Here is a 19,728-nt window from a genome sequence, read left to right on the forward strand (position 1 = left end):
ACTCCGATTAGACTGTATGAGGCGGCTGCACGATGGCCTTGATCGCCAGGCCGCTGGCACACGCCGCGGCCGCTTCGTTGAGCTGCGCCAGACTGAAATAGGACACCAGGCGATCGAACGGAAACTGGCCGTCGCGCCACCAATCGATCAGTTGGGGAATAAAGCGGGACGCGACGCTGTCGCCTTCGGTCACGCCACGCAGCGTCTTGCCGAGCAAGAATCCATTCATGAGCAGCGACGCTTCGGCCTGATGGCCAGCCACACCCAGCGACACACACGCGCCGCAGGCTCGCAAGCTATCGACCGCCTGCCTCAACACCGTCGGCGCCCCAGTGCACTCAACGGTGTAGTGAACGCCTCTACCCTTGGTGAGAGTGCGAATCGCCGCAACGGCTTCGTCGAGCTGTGCGTTAACCATGTGAGTCGCACCCAACTCTGCAGCGATTCCCAATCGGCCGGCGTTTTTGTCGATCGCGATGATGGTCTCGCAGCCGGCAATTCGGGCCGCCATGATCGCGGACAGGCCGACGCTACCCGCACCGAAGATCGCGATGCTCTCACCGCGTCTCGGCTTGATCACATTGATGACCGCGCCGGCGCCCGTCTGCATGCTGCATCCAAGCGGCCCCATCAATTCCAGCGGTACATCGGTGGGTACGCGGATCGCATTCGTCTCCAGCACAAGTGCATGCGTGCTGAATGCGCTCTGCCCGATGAAACGAGCCGACAGCGGCTGACCTTCCCGATCCTTCGCTAGCGGACTACCGTCTGCGCGCACGCCGCTGAAGTTGAGGCGAGCGTTCCGTGTGCAGTACGCCATGCGATCGTCCTGGCAGAACTCACAATCGCCACAATATGCATAGGAAAGTACGACTGCATCGCCGGGGCGCAGGCGCGTGACGCCGGCGCCCACTTGCTCGACGATGCCCGAGCCTTCGTGGCCCAGAATCGCAGGTAGCTTGAATGGAAAACTCTGGTCTCTCGCACTCAAATCGGTGTGACACAAGCCGCAGCCGACCACGCGCACCAGCACCTCGAGCTCCCGAGGTGCGTCGATCTCGACTCGTTCGATCTCGAACGCACCCGGGCGACGGACGACAGCGGCGGTGGCGACTCGCATTCGGCTCTCGACCGTTCACGTCCAGCTAGAACGACATCCGCAAGGTGATGCCGTACGTGAGCGGCGCGGACACATAGCCGTTCGAGTCCGTGCCTTGTAGCGGCGAATTGAAATGCTGAGTCACATAGCGCTCATCGCTGCAGTTCTGACACCACGCCGTCACCGACCACGAGTTGTCCGACGCCTTCAGGCCCACGCTCAGATTCACTTCGGTCTGTGCGTCGCGCTGGAGATCGTTGGACGTGTTCGTGTACTGATCGCCGCTATAGGTCCCGGCGATCCGACCGGTCAGCGACAGGCTGTTGCTCAGCGGCTGATCGAGATTCAGCGAGACATTCGCCGCCAGATCCGGCGCCTGCGCAAAGTCGCGACCGGACAGATTCAGAATCGACGCCGCCTCACCGAACTCCGCCTCCGCAAGCCACGTGGCATCGACACCAAGCGTCAACGCGTCAGACAGCGAGAAGCTGTTTTCCACTTCGAGGCCATACACCGTGGCTTCCGGCGCATTCACGATGGTGAATTGCGTACCGAGGAACTGCGCGACTTGCAGGTCCTTCATCTCATCGTAGAACGCCGCGAAGTTGCTACGAGCGCGTCCGTCGGCGTACTCGGTCTTCAAGCCGACCTCGTAGCCATCGACGTACTCAGGCTTGTAGCGCGGATCGAGCGGACGGGCGCCCGGCACTTCGGCGGGATTGTTTGCTCGCGTGCCCGCGGCGGTGTTGTCGATGTTCACGCCGCCGGCCTTGAAGCCGCGGCTGTAACTCACATAGCCCATCACATCCGGTGTGAATTGATATTGCAGACCGAGCGTGCCGGTGACCGCATCGTTCTCTTGCTTGGCGCTGTACTCCGGGCCCGGCTGCACATTCAACAAGCGGAACGCGGCGTTCGGGAGCGGCGTGAAGTAGAAGCGCTTGAACGCGCCAGTCTTGTCTTCACGCGAGTAGCGGGCACCGACGATCAACTTCAACGGATCGCTGAGCCCGATGCTCCAGTGCGTGAAGGCCGCGTACGACCGGCTGCTCGCCGGCAGAATCGCGTCGCTCCACAACCCGGTCGGTGCGGCGGACGTGCCCGGCGGCAGACCCGCCTGCGCTTGGAACAGCACGTCGAAAAACGCCTGCGCCTGATTGCCCCACAACAGCTGGTGAGTAGCGTCGATGTCTTCATCGGCGAAGTACGCGCCGACCACATAGTCCGCCGAAGCGAGCTTGCCGTTGTATGTCAGCTCCTGCGAGAAGAAGTCGGTCCGGAAGCTTTCGTTGATGGTGAGAATATTGGCGCCGGTGAAATCGGCGTCCATGCCGTCCTGCTGGATCTTCCAGCTGCGATAGGCAGTGACCGAGTGCAGCGAATTGCCCCCGCCCAGTTCCAGGTCCGCCTGCAACACAACGCCTTTGTCCGTCAGATCCTGTTGCGTGTCGTTGCTCAACACCTGCTCGTAATCGTCGAAGTCCGCTGACGGTGGCCGCAGTCCTCGGGCCTGAGTCAGCAGGTTGATGAACGGTTGCAGCGGTCCATCGACGTCATCGACCTGCCCGTAACAGCAGTTGCTCTTTTCCTCGGAATAGTCGGCGATCAATCGTAAGGTCAACGAATCGGAGGGCTCGACCAGCAACTGCGCCTTGGCCGCACGCGGCTTGCGCTCGTTGTAGGAGTCGCCCGTGTTCGGGTTCTCGATGAAGCCATCCGCATCGGACCACAGCACCCCGACGCGCGCTGCTGCCCGATCTCCGAACGGAATATTCACGACGCCGCGTGCGAGCAGCGTGTCGTAGTTGCCGTAAGTCAGTTCGAAATTGGAGTCGAAATTGCTCAGCGTCGGCTTGGTGCTGTTGATCAGCAGCGCGCCGGCGGAAGTGTTCTTACCGAACAGCGTGCCTTGCGGGCCGCGCAGGACCTGCAGACCGTCGATGTCGAGCCAGTTCTGGAGCGCCTGGCCGGCACGAGTGCGATACACACCATCGATGAAAACGCCGACCGCGCCTTCGAATGCCCGGCTGTTACCGACGGTGCCGATGCCTCGAATACGAATGTTCGCGCTGTTCGCCGCGCTATTGCTGGTATCGAACGAAATGCTGGGCGAGATCTGTTGCACGTCGGCGATGTTCTCGACGCGTGCGGCTTCGAGCGCTTCCGCCGTCACGGCAGTCACGGCGACCGGCACTTCTTGCAGATTTTGCGCGCGGCGCTGAGCGGTGACGATGATCTCTTCGGTATGCGCCCCGGCGCTCTGATTGGTGTTGGCGACGTTCGATTCCTGCGCAACCGCGGTGCCCGCCATGGCCAGCATGACAGCCAGCGATCCGCCGATCCGCTTGTACCCCGACTCGATAGTCATCGTTATCCCCCGTGACCCTTTCTATAAGCCCCGATGCCGCCAGATACGGCGGCCCGTTGTGGCGGAAGCATGGACCGGGGGCGGGTTCGTCCGACTCGTCGGAACTGACGATCTCGCGTCAGGTGATGAGGTTCAGCTTCCTGGCTACCGCGATGGCCTGGGTACGGTTATGCACGCCGAATTTGGCGTTGATATTGCGTAAATGGGTGCGCACCGTGGTCTCGGACACGAACAACCGCCCGGCAATGGCCAGGTTCGACAACCCCTCGGCCAGCAGGCGCAGGATTTCCAGCTCCTTGCGGGTCAGCGCCTCGGTGGCGCCTGGCGCCGGGGCCGGCGCTTCGACTTTTTCGGTGCGCTGACCGGCGAGACGCTTCAGGTACTCCGCCAGGTTCGCCGTCTCATCCAGCTCATTCTGTTGAGCCAGCGACAGTCGTTGCAACAACCGCTGCATCGGCTCGCCCTCATCGAGGAAGATCCGCACGAAGCGTTCGCGTGCACCCAATCGGAGCGCGTCGCGAGCCATGCGCAGCGAGGCCTTCGCGTTGCCCGCCTTATCCAGCGCGAGCGCCAGCAGAATACGGAGCTTCAAGGCGCGGCGATGACGCTTGGCATTCTCAGCCCGCTCCAGCTCTTGTTTGAGTTGATTGACCGCCTCGTCGGCGCCGCCGCTATGAATCATCAAGCGCAGCTGGCCTTCCAGCAGCGTATCCATGTCGTTGCCGAATAGCGCACGGGACATCACCGGCGTCCAATCGACGGCGGCCCGCGCCCTCTGCAACGCTTCACGCGCACTCTTGGCATCGTTACGCCACAACGCCAGTCGAGCCCGCTCCAACTGAGCGTTCGCGACCAGACGCGGCAGACTCATGCGGTGACCGAAGCATTCCATCTCAGTGACCGCCAGCAGCGCACGATCATGATCGCCCGCATGATGAGCAATGCGCGCCAGACTTCGATGACCGCAGATGAGATGGTCGGTCATGCCGAGTTCCTGCATCAGCGGCACATACACGCTCAGCAAACGTTCCGCTTCCGCCAACTCGTCCTGTTCGTACAGCACTTCGGCGAGCAGGATGCCGGCCATGGCATTGCCGTTGGTGTCGATGAGAAATTTTCGCGAGCCCACGGCGGAGGAATGTTTGAAGCGCGCGGTCGCCTGTCTGAGTCGACCATGCAACAGGTCAATAGCGCCTTCCACACATTGCGCGAAGATCGTCATGAACGGACCGGCCGGCGCATCCTGTTGCACCCGACTGCGATCCAGCAGCTCGCGAGCGCTCGTGTACTTGCCCATGATCATGTGCAGATTCGCAAGCGAGGTGCGCAGGATGCTGAAAGGAAACACCTGCTCCGCCGTCACTTGCTCGAGCGCCGCCTGACCCGCCTCGTACGCCTCATCGAACCGATCGAGCATCGTGAGCAACATCGGCCGCAGGGCGAGCGCATGCACTTCCAAGTGCGGCGGCAGCGGCCCTTGCGCCTCGATGCGCTTGAGCATCTGCATGGATTCCTGCCCGCCTCTCGTGAATGACAGCGCCCACGCATGCATCAACCGCAGATGCGGCCAGCTCGCCAATTCCTGGGGCGGCACCGAGTCGAGCAATCGCGCCAACAATCGGATGCGTCCGCCTTCGAGCAACTGCTCGGCGATGCGTTCCAACATGGGTAGCGCATAATCGAAGTCCGCCGAGGCAAGCGCGTGCTCGACCGCTGGCACGGGGCGATTCTGCGAGTCATACCAACGAGAAGCAGCCCGATGCAGATCGGGAACGTCCTGCGGATACTGTCGCTCCAGCTGAGTGCGCAGGAAGCCCGCGAACAAGCTGTGATATCGGAACCACTCGCCATCTTCGCTGATACGCTGGACGAAGAGATTCGAGCGTTGCAGGGAGTCGAGAATATCGCGACTGTCCCGTTGCCCGCGGACCGCGTCGCAGAGTTGCGCATTGAAATGATGGAGCACACTGGTGCGCACCAGAAATTCACGCACGCCTTGCGGTTGCTGAGCCAACACTTCCTCGGCCAGATAGTCCGCGACCAGAGCGTTCGATCCAGAGAAGTGTGAGACCAGCTCGACGGAGCGATCGCTACGCTCGAGCGCCAGCGACGCCAGCCACAGTGCGACCGGCCATCCTTCAGTGGCACCTTGCAAACGTGCGATGTCGGCGCCCTGCATATTCAATCCGCGCTTGTCGCGCAGATAATCGCTGGCCTCGGCCACCGAGAATCGCAGCTGCATCGGATCGACCACCAGCAACTGACCGCGTGCGAGCAATCGTGGCGCGCCGATGTCCAGCATGGTTCGCGAGCCGATGACGATGCGACACCCTTCGGGCAGGTTTTCGATCACCTGTCGCAACACCGCCAGCGACGCCGCGTTCTGTAACAACTCGGCGTCATCGACGAACAGCACGAACGGGGCCGGCGTGCAGGCAATGCGCTCCATCAAGTCGAGCGCGATGACACCGGCGGCCACATCGTTCTCGGGCTCGTTGCTCGTGGCAACGCCGCTGAGCAACTTATCGAACGCGGCGTCGAGAAAGGCGAGAAAGCGCCCGACATCGTTATCGGCCGCATCCACCGTCAACCAGGCCGTGGCGATGCCTTGGTCGCGCAGGCCATTCATGACTTGCAACATCAGCGTGGTCTTGCCGAAGCCGGCCGGCGCTTGAATCAGCACCACCGCCTGGCCGGCGCCGGAGCACACGCGCGCCTGCAATTCCTTGCGAAGAATTTGCGAAGCCGGCAACGTCGGCGGCGTGGTTTTCGCCAGCAGCAAATGATTGCGCACGCCCGAGACGAAGTCAGAACGATTTTTCGGCAATCCCACGTACATCTATCGACCCGCGGCCGCGGGCTCACCGCCCGGCAACCTACCCCCCGATCTGATATCGACTTTGCGTAATCCGACGCCGCCCAGTTGAGCGGGTTTGGACGCGGCTGCAATCGTCAGTTCCGACGAAGTGTTGCGCCGGCCGCTGCCTAGAATACGTCGATTGCTCCCTCCAACGTACCTGTCCGAGGATTCGATCATGCCAGAAGCTTACATCGTTGCCGCCGTTCGCACCGCAGGCGGGCGCAAAGGAGGACGCCTGTCCGGCTGGCATCCGGCCGACCTCGCCGCGCAAGTGATCGACGCAACCGTGGCCCGAGCCAAAGTGCCGAGCGATGCTGTCGACGACGTCATCATGGGCTGCGTCAGCCAGGTCGGCGAACAAGGCTTCAACGTCGCGCGTAATGCGGTGTTGTCGTCGTGCCTGCCTGAAAGCGTGCCGGGCACCTCTGTCGATCGCCAATGCGGCTCGTCGCAACAGGCGATTCACTTCGCGGCCCAGGCCGTGCAGTCCGGCTCGATGGACGTGGTGATCGCGGCCGGCGTCGAAAGCATGACGCGCGTGCCGATGGGCCTGTCGGTGTCGCTGCCCCAGAAGCACGGGTTCGGGTTTTATGTCAGCCCGGGCATGCAGGCGCGCTATCCCAATGTGGAGTTCAGCCAGTTTCTCGGCGCCGAGATGATGGCGCGTAAATATGACCTGTCGAAGGATCAGCTCGATGAGTACGCGCTGAAAAGTCATCAGCTCGCCATCGCGGCCGCGCAGGCCAAGGCATTCGATAACGAGATCGTGCCCGTGCAAATCCGCCGCGCCCCGGTAACGATGCCGAGCGGTGAAATCGTCACGCCCGCTGCGACGGACGATCTGCACACGATGGACGAAGGCATCCGCTTCGACGCCAACATCGAGGGCATTCGAGGCGTGAAGCTGCTGGCCGAAGGTGGCCGCGTCACCGCCGCGACAGCCAGCCAGGTGTGCGACGGCGCGGCCGCTGTGATGATCGTCAACGAGCGCGGCTTGAAGAAACTCGGCGCGACCCCGCTGGCTCGCATCCATCACCTGAGCGTCATGGGTCATGATCCGGTCATCATGCTGGAAGCCCCGCTGCCCGCCACTCAGAACGCCCTGAGGAAGGCTGGCATGAGCGTCAACGACATCGATCTGTTCGAAGTCAACGAAGCGTTTGCGCCGGTGCCGCTGGCCTTTGTGAAAGTCACCGGCGCGGATCCGGACCGTCTCAACGTGCATGGCGGCGCCATCGCGCTCGGTCATCCGCTGGGCGGCTCGGGGGCAAAACTCATGGCGACGCTCGTGCATGCTCTCCATCGTCGCGGCAAGCGCTATGGGTTGCAGACCATGTGCGAAGGCGGCGGCATGGCGAATGTGACCATCATCGAGCGGCTCTAAGCCGCTCGCTTTGGAGCGGCGTCAGTCGTTTGACGCCGCCTCCCATTCCGCCCAGCCATCCAACGCTTCGACTCTATCGCCACTCGCGCGCAGCGGGTTGATCTCCAGCGACAGCAACTGCGGCCCCAGCGCCAGGGCCGCATCGCCGATCGCTGTGATGACGTTTGCGAGGTTGTTGCGATCGACGGCGGGTGTGCCGCGAAAACCATTCAATAGGGCTTTGCCTCGCAGCTCGTCGAGCATGGCGAGCGCGTCGTCTTGCGAGATCGGCAACAAGCGCAGACTCGTATCGCGCAAGGCTTCCACCCAGACGCCACCCAGGCCCACGGTGATCACCGGCCCCCATTGCGGGTCGCGCATCGTGCCGACGAACAGCTCGACACCGGCGTCACGCATCGGCCCGACGGAGATGCCTTCGATGCGAGCCTCTGGCATCGCGCGTCGCGCGCTCGCGAGTATTTTTTCGTATGCGACGGCGACGGCGTCAGCGCCTGTGATGTTGAGCATCACGCCGCCGACTTCGGTCTTGTGAGGGATGTCCGGAGAGACGATCTTTAGCGCAACCGCAGATCCCAACGCGTTGGCATGACTGACCGCGTCCTGCGCGCTGTTGACCACTTTCGCCGGCACCACCGGAACGCCGCAGCCGTGCAAATATTCGAGCACATCACGTTCGGATTGCGGGCGCGCGTCGACTCCGATTAGAACGCCCGGCGACCTTCGTTCGCCTTGTCGCTCGGATGGGGCGACGTACGCGAGCGTCCCACTACCGTTCGTGGACGAATGTACGCCACGCACAGGCGCAACGTTGACGCTCGAAGATGGTTGGACCTCGCGCGCAAGCTTCGACCACTCAACTGCGCGAGCGACCGCTCGGATGCCGTGTTCGACACCGCACGGAAGATAGTTGCATCCGGTGGCGTCGATGATTTCTTCGCTTAGCTCGCTGAATGGCCGCACCGTGTGACTAATCAGCAGCGTGGGTCGCGCAGCGCGCGACTGCGCGGCTGCGACGCCGGCGAGGAGCTGGCGGAGAAGTTTGCCGTCGTCGGCGGCGCTAGCTGCCACATCCAGAACAGCGACAACAGCAGCGAACGCAGGCTCGGCCGTCATGGCATCGAGCGACTTCTCCAACATCGATGGATCGAGCAACGCCCCGCCCGTGACATCCAAAGGATTGTGAGGCGTTCCAAAATCAGGCAGCGCCGCCGCGAGTCGACCCGATGTAGCCGGCGACAATGACGGCAGGTTCACGCCGGCATCGGCCGCGCGATCCGCAGCGATCTCGCACAGCCCACCGGACAAGGAAATCAGGCCCAAGCCGCCGTCAGGCACCTTGCCCCAACGAGCGAGCACTTCAGCGGTAAGGATCAAATCTTCGAGTGAAGTCACGCGCACGAGGCCGAAGCGACGACAAGCCGCATCGAACACACGATCGTCGCCGACCAACGAGCCGGTGTGTGCCTGCGCCGATCGAACCGTAACTTCGCTGCTGCCAACCTTGAGCACCACGATAGGCTTCCCCGCCTGCGACGCACGCAAGCAGGCGCGGGCAAACGCGGGCGCATCACGCACCGATTCGAGAAACAGCGCAATCGACCGCGTCGACGGATCATCCACTAGATAATCGATGACCTGCGCAACACCAACGCCCGCCTCATTGCCGGTGGACACCATGTACGTCAGCCCGATGCCCTGCCACTGCGCGAAGTACGACATCTGCGCCGCCAACGCCCCGCTTTGAGAAACAATGGCGATCTTCGGATCGCGCGCACGTTGCGGTCGCAAGCTCACTGTCCACACCGGTGCCTTGCTCGTGTAGTTCACGAACCCGAGACAGTTCGGCCCCAACAACGAAACCCCGTGATCACGAGCCAGGCTCGTCAGCCGCCCCTGCAGCTCCCGACCGGCAGCGCCGGACTCCGCGAAGCCCGCACTCAAGATAATGGCGTGACGAATACCTGCCGCACTCAGCTCAGGCAACGTATCCAACAACGCTTCCGATGGCACCATGAGGAGCGCGACATCGACCGGCTCGCCGATGTCACGAATCGTGCTGACGGCGGGATGCCCCAGCACCTCCCCGCCCTTTCGATTGACGAGAAACAGCTTGCCGTCGTACCCGAGCGTGCGGAGATTCGCGAGGGCCGCGCGCGTCCAGACGGAGCGCTCAGTCGCGCCCACGAATGCGATGGACCGCGGAGAAAACAATGCAGCGAGTGGATGTGACATGCGACCGGACAATCGACCTTGAATCAGGACTCCCAAATCACCGGCTGCGCCAGCTCCCGCCACTGCGCCGCTCGTGCGAGATAGCGGCCTTCGATCTGACTCCGACGGATCTTCATCGTCGGTGTGAGCAAGCCGCTCTCGATGGTCCACGGCTCCTTGGCCACGACCAGATAATCCACCTGCTCATGAGCCTCCAACGAAGCGTTCACCTGCTCCAACAATCCGGACAGTTCTCGATCGAGCTGCGCGTGGACGGCCGCATCCGCCTGCGCCTGACGATATTTATCCGCCGCCAGCATGAGCAACGCGAAGGGCTGCGGCTCGCCATGACCGGTGACGCAAATGGCCTCGACGAACGGGTGCGCGCCGAGTCGATTTTCAATCGGCACCGGGGCGACGTACTTGCCTTTGCTGGTCTTGAAAAGTTCCTTCACGCGACCGGTGATACGCAGCCGACCCGCTTGGTCCAACTCGCCGCGGTCGCCGGTGTGGAAGAAGCCATCAGGCGTGAAGCACTGCTGTGAGTCCTCCGCGGCCCGGTAATAACCGAGCATCTGTCCCGGACTCTTCACCAGCACCTCGCCATCTTCGCCGAGACGACACTCGACACCCGGCAGCGGCACACCGACATAACCGGGGCGCACATCATCACGCGGGCTCGCATGAGAAGTGGCCGCGTTCTCGGTCATGCCATAGACCTCGATCAGATCGAGCCCCAGCTCGCGATACCACGAGAGAATCTGCGCCGGCAGCGGCGCGGCACCCGTGAACCCGAGGTTCGCGGCATCCAGCCCAAGGCCGGCCAGAATGTTCTTCTTCGCAATCGGGCCTTGCACCGGATCGGCAAACAAAACCTTCTGCTTCTCCGGCGGCAGCTGTTGATTCACGGCCTGATAGAACTTCGTCCACAAGCGCGGCACCGAGAAGAAGCGAGTCGGCCGCGCCCGCTTGAGATCCTGCGCAAATGTTTCCAGGTTGAGATTGAAGAACACCTGGAACCCGAACGTAAGCGACGGCACTTCCAATGCCACCCGCTCGGCAATGTGCGCGAGCGGCAGATACGACAGCATTCGATCGTCAGGACTCGTGCCCCACAACGAGGCCGTCGTCAGGCAAGGCGCGGTCAACGAGTGGAAGCTGTGCATCACGCCCTTCGGCTGACCGGTCGTTCCAGACGTATAGATGATGGTCGCGAGCGCATTCTCGTCTCGCTCGACGGCTTTAGACAAAGGCTCGCGTGCCGCGACGAGATCATCCCATCGCACGCTCACACTCGCCGGCGACATCGGCAATCCAATCTGAGGCAGCCACGCAGGCAGAACGCGCTGGACGTCATTCCAACTATCCGTGACGCCATCGACGCGCCCGATGAATATCAAACGCGCATCGCAATGACGCAGCACATAGTCGGCCGTCAATGAGCTCGCGCTCGGATACAGCGGCACACTCACGTGACCTGCGAGCCAGATCGCGAAGTCCGCCATGATCCAGTGCGCGCAGTTCTTCCCGTAGATCGCAATGCTGCTGCCGGCGGGCAACTCCAGCGACTGCAGATACGCCGCCATGCGCCGGGATTCATCCCGAACGCGAGCCCAGCTGTATTCGACGACCGAGCCGTTCGGCAGCGGTTGTGTGAGATACGTGCGATCGGGCGCGGTGCGGGCCCAGTGCTCGAGACGCTCGAGCATCACAGCGTCCTCGCGATCAGTTCCTTCATGATCTCGTTGGTGCCGCCGTAGATGCGGCTGGCGCGGTTATCGATGAAGGCTCGTGCGATCGGATATTCCAGCATGTAGCCGTAGCCGCCGTGCAATTGCACGCACTCGTCCACAACATGACACACGAGTTCGGACGCCGTGAGCTTGGCAGCTGCCGCCGCCTCGGGACTCAGCTGATTCTTCAGCACCAGCTCTAGACACCGATCGACGAACACCTGAGTCACACCGATCTTCGCCTTGAGGTCGGCGAGCTTGAAGCGCGTGTTCTGATACTCCGCGACGGACTTACCGAACACTTTGCGCGAGCGGGTGTAGTCGACGGTCCATTTGAGCGCGGCTTCCGCTGCAGAGATCGACAGGATGGCAATGATCAGTCGTTCCCAGCCCAGCTCCTTCATGAGCTGAGGAAAACCCTGGCCTTCCACGCCGCCGAGCAGATTCGAGCGCGGCACTCGCACGTTCTCGAAGAACAGCTCACACGTGTCCTGCGCCTTCATGCCCACCTTTTTCAGCGGCGAGGCCTTGGTGAAACCGGGCCGGCCGTTCTCGACCAGGATCAGCGAAATGTCCTTGGAGCCCGAGCCGGTGTTACCGGTCTTCGCCACCACCACGACGATGTCGGCGAGGTAGCCGTTGGTGATGAAAATCTTGTTGCCGTTGATGATGTAGTAGTCGTCGCCGTCGCGTTCAGCTCGAGCTTTCACCGCCTGCAAATCCGAGCCCGTGCCCGGCTCGGTCATGGCGATTGCGCCGATCGCTTCGCCGCTCGCCATCTTCGGCAACCACGCGTGCTTCTGCTCTTCGGTGCCAAAGTTCAGGATGTAGTTGGCGACGATGTCCGAATGAACGGAGAAGCCGGGGCCAGTCACGCCCGCATAGCTTTGCTCCTCCATCAGCACCGTGCTGTACAGGCGGTCGCCACCCATGCCGCCGTATTCCTCGGGAACGGTGAGGCACAGGAATCCAAGCTCGCCTGCACGCCGCCAGATATCCCGGTCGACATGCTGCTGCTCCTCCCAGCGCGAGTGGTGCGGCACGCATTCTTCTTCCAGGAAGCGCCGGACGTTCTTGCGAAACTCATCGTGATCGGCAGTAAAGATGGTACGAGCGAGCATGATTGCCTCAGTAATACTTCCGTCGTTCACGCGCCATGGAGCGCATCGTCGGCGTGGCTCGATATTGCGGCCCGAGGGCAGCGTAGCGCTCCGACAGCTCGATCACCCGGTCCAGCCCGAGCCAGTCGGCATACTTGAGCGCGCCCCCCAGATAGGAAGGTAAACCCACGCCCAGCAACAACGCCATATCCAGTTCGGCGGCGCTGGCAACGACGCCCTCCTCCAGGCACAGCGCCGATTCGATGATCAGCGGCAACATCATGCGCTCGACGATTTCGACATCGGTAAACGTGCTCGGGCCATTGGTTTGCACTTCCTGCAACAGGACGACCGCCACCGGATCGGGATGCTTCACCGGCTTGCCGGTCGGGCTGATCTCATAGCGATAGAACCCCAGGCCGTTCTTCTGACCCAACCGGGCGTGCGCGACCATGACCTGCAAGGGATCTTTCCAGGTCCGGCGCAATCGTTCCGGAAAACCCGCGCTGATGATTTCGCCCACGTGCACGCCGGTGTCCATGCCGACGACATCGTTCAGATATGCCGGGCCCATGGGCCAGCCGAACGCTTCCATGGCGGCGTCGACTTGCTGATAGTCGGCGCCGTCGGCGAGCAACCGACCGAACGCCTGCATGTACGGCGTCAGGATCCGATTCACCAGAAAGCCCGGCCCGTCACGCACGACGATCGGCGTCTTGCCCATCGACAGCGCATAACTCACAACGGTGCCGACCGCGGCATCGCTGGTCTTGGCGCCACGAATGACTTCGACGAGCGGCATCATCGGCACCGGATTGAAGAAGTGCATGCCGACGAAATTCTCAGGACGCGCGAGCGGCGCGGCGAGATCGTCGATGCGCAGGCTGGACGTGTTGGAAGCGATCACGGCATCGGGCCGGCCCGCGTCCTCCAACTCCCGCAGCACTTTGTGTTTGATTTGCAGATTCTCGACGACTGCTTCGACGATCACATCGGCAGTGTTGAACTCCTGATAATTCAACTGCGGCACGATCGATGCGAGCACGCCGTCGGCCTTGTCTTGCGCAAGCCGTCCCGCCGTCACTTGTTTGCCGAGCAGCTTACGAGCTTCGCCGATGCCGAGATCGAGCTGACCTTGCGCGATGTCTTTCATCATCACCGGAATGCCGCGGCTCGCACTGGTGAAAGCGATACCGCCGCCCATGATCCCGGCACCGACGACGGCAGCGCGCTGAACTCTGCGGCCGCTGCTCGCATGACGCTTCGCCGTCTTCTTCACCTGCTGTTCGCTCAGGAAGATCTGCACCAGTGAGCCCGCCGCTTGAGTCTTCGCGATCTTCGCGAACGCGGCGGCTTCCAGCGCCAGCGCTCCATCTCGATCTAGTGACATCGCCTCCCGCAACAACTCCAACGCCGACATCGCGGCCGGCTGGTGCTTCGGCATGCGCGCGACGAGCGTGCGCTTGGCTTCTTCAAATACTGCATTTGTGTCGCCCCCCTCGATCTGCACTGGACCGAGCTTTGCCGATCGGCGAGCGCGCCAGCCGAGCTCGCCGCGAGCTGCGCTTCTGAGAACATCGAGTGACGTGTCGCGCAGCGACTCGGGCGATGCGATGAAATCGACAACTCGAGCCTTCTCCGCGGCCGGAGCTCTCGACGGTTCGCCGCCCAGAATCCAACGAAGCGCCACTTCGATGCCGGCAACGCGTGGCAAGCGAACCGTGCCGCCGAAACCAGGGAACAAGCCGAGTTTCACCTCCGGCAATCCCACCTGAGCATCCTGTGCCATCACGCGATAGTCCGCCGCCAACGCCGCCTCGAGCCCGCCGCCCAGCGCGAAGCCGTTGATCGCAACCACGACCGGCACCGGCAACTCTTCCAACGCATGAAACACGCGATTGGAGGCCATGTTGCTCGACATGACTTCCTGCTGCGGCTTGCTGAATAGCGCACCGAAGCCACCGATGTCCGCGCCGACGATGAACGACTGCTTGGCGCTCGTGATCAATACACCGCGCAAGCCTTCGTGCGCGCTGGCCGACGTGATGGCCCGCTGTAGCTCGCTGACGGTGCGCTTGTCGAACTTGTTGATCGCATCGTCCTTGCGATCGAAACATAGTTCGACAAAGCCATCGTCGAGCGCGCTGACCCGAATCGAATCGCCCTGAAACATTGGAATCCGCCCTTCCTCAATCAATTGAAACTGGCTGTGACGTGCCGCAGCCGCTCGCGGCATTCGCTCACCATGCGCTCGATGAGCTCGGCGCAGGTGGGCACGTCGTCGATCAAGCCGACGACCTGGCCGGCTGCGATCACGCCGCCATTGGGATCGCCGGCGGCGAGCGCTTCACGCCCGCGCTGACCCGCCACGAGGTGACGGATGTCTTCGAACTGAGCGCCCTTCGCTTCGGCCGCGACCACTTCTTCCGAGATCGCGTTCCTGAGCACGCGAGCGGTGTTATGCATGGTGCGAAAGATCAGGCGCGTGTCTCGTTCACTGGCTGCGACGAGTGCCTGTTTGATGTTGTCGTGGATCGGCGCTTCGCGCGTGGCGCAGAAACGCGTCCCCATGTTGACGCCGTCAGCGCCCAACGTGAGTGCGGCGGCCATGCCGCGTCCGTCGCCAATTCCACCCGACGCGATGATTGGCACTGACAGTCGACGCGCAGCCGCCGGGATGAGCACCATGCCACCCACATCGTCGTCGCCCGGATGACCGGCGCATTCGAAGCCGTCGATGGAAATCGCATCGGCGCCGTGTTTCTGTGCCGACAACGCGTGCCGCAACGACACGCACTTGTGAATCACCTTGAGGCCCGCCGCTTTCGCGATGGCCATGAACTCCGGCGGCACCCTGCCCGCCGTTTCGATGGCCGCGACTTTGGAGCGCACGATCGTGTCGAGATAACGCTCGTACGGCGGCGGGTTGATCGACGGCAGCATGGTGAGATTCACGCCGAACGGCCGATCGCTGAGGCTTCGGCACTTGCCGATTTCCTCCCACAGCGCTTCCGGCGTCGGCTGGGTCAGCGCCGTGATGATGCCGAAACCGCCGCCGTTGGAGACCGCCGCGGCGAGTTGAGCCGTGCCGACCCACATCATTCCGCCCTGGACGATGGGGTACGTGACTCCCAGCATGTCGGTGATGCGCGTGCGCAGAGGATCCCCCGGTTCGTCTCGTGATTCGATGAATCCAAGCTAGGGGTCGGGGGGAGGAGCACGCCTCGTCGGTTCTGACGATTTTCGCCTGTCGCTGCGCGGGCACGATGAGCCCCACAGTAAGGCTCGAGCATGGCAATCGTTTCACCGCATCGAATCCCCGTCCTCGTCGGCGTCGCCGACGTCATCGACCGGCCAGCAGACCTGGCTCGAGCTCGCGAGCCGGCGGCGTTGATGGCCGACGCGTTGCTCGCCGCGCTTCAGGATGCGGTGGGATCTTCGGCTGCGTCGCTGCTCGCCGCGCTGGATTCGCTGGATATCGTCGCCGAGCACTCCTGGCCTTATGACCAGCCCTGCGAAGTGCTTGCAGCGCGCCTCGGTCATACACCGAAACGTTGTATTTACGGGGTCGCGGGCGGTGAGTCGCCGGTGCGGTTCATTCATGAAGCCGCGTTACGCATCGCTGCAGGTGAGAGCGTCGTCGCTGCGATTGTCGGTGCCGAGGCACAGCACTCCGTCGCTACTGCCAGCAAACAATCGATTCAGCTGCCCTGGTCGCCGCGAGGCTCGAATGCCGGTCTGCTACGCGGGAAGGACTTGTGCCATCCGATCGCGATCCGTCATGGCATGACTCAGCCCGTGCATGTGTATCCGTTTTACGAAAACGCGGTCACGGCGGCTTGGGGACAATCGCCGGCGGAAGCGATGCGCGAGTCGGCGGCGTTGTGGTCGGACTTTTCCAGGGTCGCCGCGGAGACTCCGAGCGCCTGGCTCAAGCAGACCTACTCGGCGGATCAACTCGCGACACCGTCGGCAGACAATCGCCCGATTGTCTGGCCTTACACCAAGCACATGATCGCGAATCCGTTCGTCAATCAAGGTGCGGCTGTCGTTCTGACTTCGCTCGCTAAGGCTCGTGAGCTCGGCATTGCCGAGGAGCGCTGCGTGTACATTCACGCCGGGGCTCGTGCGACGGAGCCAAGAGATTATCTGCAGCGGGATCAGTATCAGCGTTCGTACGCGCAGGAAGTGGTGCTCGAAGCGATGCGCGCGGCCGCCGAGCTCGCGCGGGGCGTTCCCAACAGCACTCTTGGGACCGCACCGCCCTTGGATCGATTCGATGCGATGGACTCAAGCGTCCTACCGTCGGCGCCGTTCGATGCGGTGGAATTGTACAGCTGCTTCCCCATCGTGCCGAAGATGGCGCGGCGGGTGCTCGCGTTGCCGGAAAACTCGCGTCTGACTGCGATCGGCGGTCTGAGTTTCTTCGGCGCGCCGCTCAACAACTACATGACGCACGCCGTGGCCGGTCTCGTGCGTCGGCTCCGAAACAAGCACGATGGTCTCGCCCTGCTCTACGGACAAGGCGAGTTCGTCACGAAGCATCATGCGCTACTGCTCGGCTCGTCACCGCCGGAACATGACCTCTCGGCCAGCGACGGCGACGTTCAATCGCTCGCCGATCGTCAACGCCGGCCCATTCCGGAGCTGATCGATGACTTCAGCGGACCGGCGACGGTGGAAACATTCACCGTCGTGTACGGTCGCGACGGCGAGCCGGAATTTGGCACGGTCATCGCTCGTCCTATTGAGAACGGCGAGCAGGACTTTGGCGCGACCATCGCTCGCGCCGTCAAGCACGGCGAGCCGGGCATCGCCGGGGCCACGGCAAACAACGACGGCCGCGACAAGCCTTTCTCGCGTCGACTGATGGCACGTGTTCCGGTCACCGACAGCGCATCGCTGCAAGCACTGACCAGCCGATCAACGACTCCCATCGGCCGCGTGGGCCAGATCACCCACGGCCCGGACAACCTTCTCCATTGGACTGTGGCATGAGCAAGCCGGCACTAATGGCCCGTGTTGCGCCAACGATTCCCATCGGCCGCGTGGGCCAAGCAACCCGCGGCTCGGACAACCTTCTGAACTGGACTGTGACATGAGTGAGCCGGTACTCGTCGAGCATCGCGGCGATGTCGCCATCGTGACGTTGAACATGCCGGAGAAGCGCAACGCCCTTGGCGTCGCGCTGTATCAAGCGCTCTCGCAAACGCTCACGTCTCTGCAAGACGACTCGTCCGTTCGCGCATTAGTTCTCTATGGCGGCAAGCATTTCTGCTCGGGCGGCGACATCTCATCCCTCGACTCGGCACCGCTCGCCATGCGCTCGGCGATGCACGTCGGCCACCGAGCCGTTCGCGCTCTGATCGGCGGAAGGTTGCCCGCCGTCGCCGCAGTCGCTGGCAGCGCATTCGGCGCCGGCTTCTCGCTCGCGATGGCATGTGACTTCGTCGTCGGCGATCCGTCGACCACGCTGTGCGCGGCGTTCGGCAAAGTCGCCCTCACGCCCGATTACGGACTGATGTGGACGCTGCCTCAGCGCGTCGGCATCGGACGGGCGCGAGAATTGATGATGTTGTGTCGACAGGTCGGCGCCGAAGAAGCGCTGTCGATGCGTTTGATCGATCGTCTCGTGGGCCCGGGGGAAACGCTCGACGCGGCGTTCCAGCTTGCGAAAGAACTCGCCGCGGCCTCGCCCGGCGCGATCGCGACGACCAAAGCCGTGCTGTCGCGAGCTCCTTTGTCATTGGACACGATGCTGGCCTGGGAGGCGGACACGCAATCCCTGCTCGCTCGAACTCAAGATCTGCAAGAAGGCATCCGCGCCTTCGCCGCGCGGCGGCCGCCCGCGTTTCGTGGAGAGTAATGCGATGTTGAACGCGGCAGCCGACACCATGCGAGCCGAAATCGAAACTGTGCCGCAGTATTGGCCGCGGCTCGCCGAGTATCTGGCGGGGCTCGGCCTGCAACTGGACCTCGACAGTCCACCCCAACAGTTCGCTGGCGGCTTCGCGAATCTGAATTATCTGATCAAGCTCGACGGCCAGCCGGCCGTGCTACGCCGGCCGCCGAAAGGCCCGCTTCCTGCGGGCGCGTACGACATGGCGCGCGAGTTTCAAATTCTCTCGCGGCTGTGGCAGAAGTTTCCGCTGGCACCGCGTGGTTTGCATCTGTGTGAGGATGCTCGTGTCATTGGCGCGCCGTTTCAGATTGTCGAGTATCGAACTGGCATTTCTCTGCGTGACTCTCTGCCTACCTCACTCGCGGGAAATGTCGCGGTGGGCGCCACGCTCGGGAATACGCTCGTGGATATCCTCATCGATCTGCATCGTGTGGACCCAGCAAGCGTCGGGCTGGAAACATTGGGCAAGCCCTCCGGCTTTCTGCAACGAGCGACGGAAGGCTGGATCAAACGGGCCAGCGTCGCCGTCGACGGCTGGGGTACGCCGACGACGCTGCAAATGATCATCGAGCTTGCGCATTGGTTGCGTGAGCATTGCGTTCCGGACTCGAACCAGGGGCTGCTCCATAACGACTTCAAGCTCGATAACGTGCTGCTCGATCCGGTGAGCTTGGCGCCGCTTGCTGTGCTCGATTGGGATCAAGGGACGCGGGGTGACGGATTGTTCGATCTCGCTGTGCTGTTGAGTTACTGGACAGAGTCGGGGGATCCGGCAGCGATGCATCAGATGGCGCAGATGCCGACTGCTAGCCCCGGGTTTCCTACTCGACAGCAGGTTGCTGAACGTTATGCGTTGGCGCTTGGGCGGGATCTTTCGACGTTTCGGTTTCATCGTGTGCTTGCGCAGATGAGGACTGCGGTGATTTTTCAGCAGTTGCATGTTCGGTGGAGGCGGGGGGAGACGCGCGATTCGCGGTATGAGAGGTTCGGTGAGATTGGCGAGGGGCTGCTTCAGTTCGCTCGTTCTATCGCTCGCGGCGAAGTTTTCTAAGAGCCCGCCCACCCGCCCCC

General features: G+C 62.7%; 12 protein-coding genes. 4 read left to right on the top strand and 8 right to left on the bottom strand.

What is annotated here, in order from left to right:
• Positions 1 to 7: 7 nt before the first annotated feature.
• The 3 genes from ACFPN2_RS38460 to ACFPN2_RS38470 form a co-directional block, all read right to left on the bottom strand.
• Positions 8 to 1,120 carry an NAD(P)-dependent alcohol dehydrogenase gene (locus ACFPN2_RS38460; RefSeq protein WP_380606636.1) on the bottom strand — a complete coding sequence of 371 codons (1,113 nt, stop codon included), beginning with the start codon at positions 1,118 to 1,120 and terminating at the stop codon, positions 8 to 10.
• A 25-nt stretch (positions 1,121 to 1,145) separates the two neighbouring features.
• Complete coding sequence (locus tag ACFPN2_RS38465) at positions 1,146 to 3,467, bottom strand: TonB-dependent receptor (protein ID WP_380606638.1); 2,322 nt, start codon at positions 3,465 to 3,467, stop codon at positions 1,146 to 1,148.
• A 118-nt stretch (positions 3,468 to 3,585) separates the two neighbouring features.
• Positions 3,586 to 6,306: a winged helix-turn-helix domain-containing protein gene (locus ACFPN2_RS38470; RefSeq protein WP_380606639.1), complete on the bottom strand. Its 2,721-nt coding sequence runs from the start codon at positions 6,304 to 6,306 to the stop codon at positions 3,586 to 3,588.
• A 196-nt stretch (positions 6,307 to 6,502) separates the two neighbouring features.
• On the opposite strand from ACFPN2_RS38470, the gene ACFPN2_RS38475 reads away from it, so the two are divergent.
• Positions 6,503 to 7,711 (top strand): acetyl-CoA C-acetyltransferase, encoded by a 1,209-nt coding sequence (locus ACFPN2_RS38475; protein WP_380606641.1) that lies wholly within the window; start codon positions 6,503 to 6,505, stop codon positions 7,709 to 7,711.
• A gap of 21 nt (positions 7,712 to 7,732) precedes the next feature.
• Here ACFPN2_RS38475 and ACFPN2_RS38480 read toward each other — a convergent pair whose 3' ends face one another.
• From ACFPN2_RS38480 to ACFPN2_RS38500, 5 genes are read right to left on the bottom strand one after another with little or no spacing between them, the layout of a single operon-like run.
• Entirely contained in the window at positions 7,733 to 9,943 is a 2,211-nt protein-coding gene (locus ACFPN2_RS38480; RefSeq protein ID WP_380606643.1) for an acetate--CoA ligase family protein, read from the bottom strand.
• 23 nt (positions 9,944 to 9,966) lie between these two features.
• On the bottom strand, positions 9,967 to 11,631 hold the full coding sequence (locus ACFPN2_RS38485) for an AMP-binding protein (RefSeq protein ID WP_380606645.1): 1,665 nt from the start codon (positions 11,629 to 11,631) through the stop codon (positions 9,967 to 9,969).
• Positions 11,631 to 12,776, bottom strand: a complete 1,146-nt coding sequence (locus ACFPN2_RS38490) for an acyl-CoA dehydrogenase family protein (RefSeq protein ID WP_380606647.1) — start codon at positions 12,774 to 12,776, stop codon at positions 11,631 to 11,633. Before ACFPN2_RS38490 ends, ACFPN2_RS38485 begins: the two co-directional genes overlap by 1 nt.
• Before the next feature lie 7 nt (positions 12,777 to 12,783).
• Positions 12,784 to 14,991: a fatty acid oxidation complex subunit alpha FadB gene (gene fadB / locus ACFPN2_RS38495; RefSeq protein WP_380606649.1), complete on the bottom strand. Its 2,208-nt coding sequence runs from the start codon at positions 14,989 to 14,991 to the stop codon at positions 12,784 to 12,786.
• Positions 14,949 to 15,914: an NAD(P)H-dependent flavin oxidoreductase gene (locus tag ACFPN2_RS38500; protein ID WP_380606784.1), complete on the bottom strand. Its 966-nt coding sequence runs from the start codon at positions 15,912 to 15,914 to the stop codon at positions 14,949 to 14,951. Before ACFPN2_RS38500 ends, fadB begins: the two co-directional genes overlap by 43 nt.
• A 132-nt stretch (positions 15,915 to 16,046) precedes the next feature.
• Here ACFPN2_RS38500 and ACFPN2_RS38505 point away from each other — a divergent pair, with 132 nt between their 5' ends.
• The 3 genes from ACFPN2_RS38505 (at position 16,047) to ACFPN2_RS38515 (ending at position 19,708) form a co-directional block, all read left to right on the top strand.
• Positions 16,047 to 17,753, top strand: a complete 1,707-nt coding sequence (locus ACFPN2_RS38505; RefSeq protein ID WP_380606651.1) for an acetyl-CoA acetyltransferase — start codon at positions 16,047 to 16,049, stop codon at positions 17,751 to 17,753.
• Between the two features lie 100 nt (positions 17,754 to 17,853).
• Positions 17,854 to 18,621, top strand: coding sequence for an enoyl-CoA hydratase/isomerase family protein (locus ACFPN2_RS38510; protein WP_380606652.1), 768 nt, complete (start codon positions 17,854 to 17,856; stop codon positions 18,619 to 18,621).
• A gap of 4 nt (positions 18,622 to 18,625) precedes the next feature.
• Complete coding sequence (locus ACFPN2_RS38515; protein WP_380606654.1) at positions 18,626 to 19,708, top strand: phosphotransferase family protein; 1,083 nt, start codon at positions 18,626 to 18,628, stop codon at positions 19,706 to 19,708.
• Positions 19,709 to 19,728: the final 20 nt, after the last annotated feature.

This window comes from Steroidobacter flavus, assembly GCF_042651805.1.
Classification (GTDB): Bacteria; Pseudomonadota; Gammaproteobacteria; order Steroidobacterales; family Steroidobacteraceae; genus Steroidobacter; species Steroidobacter flavus.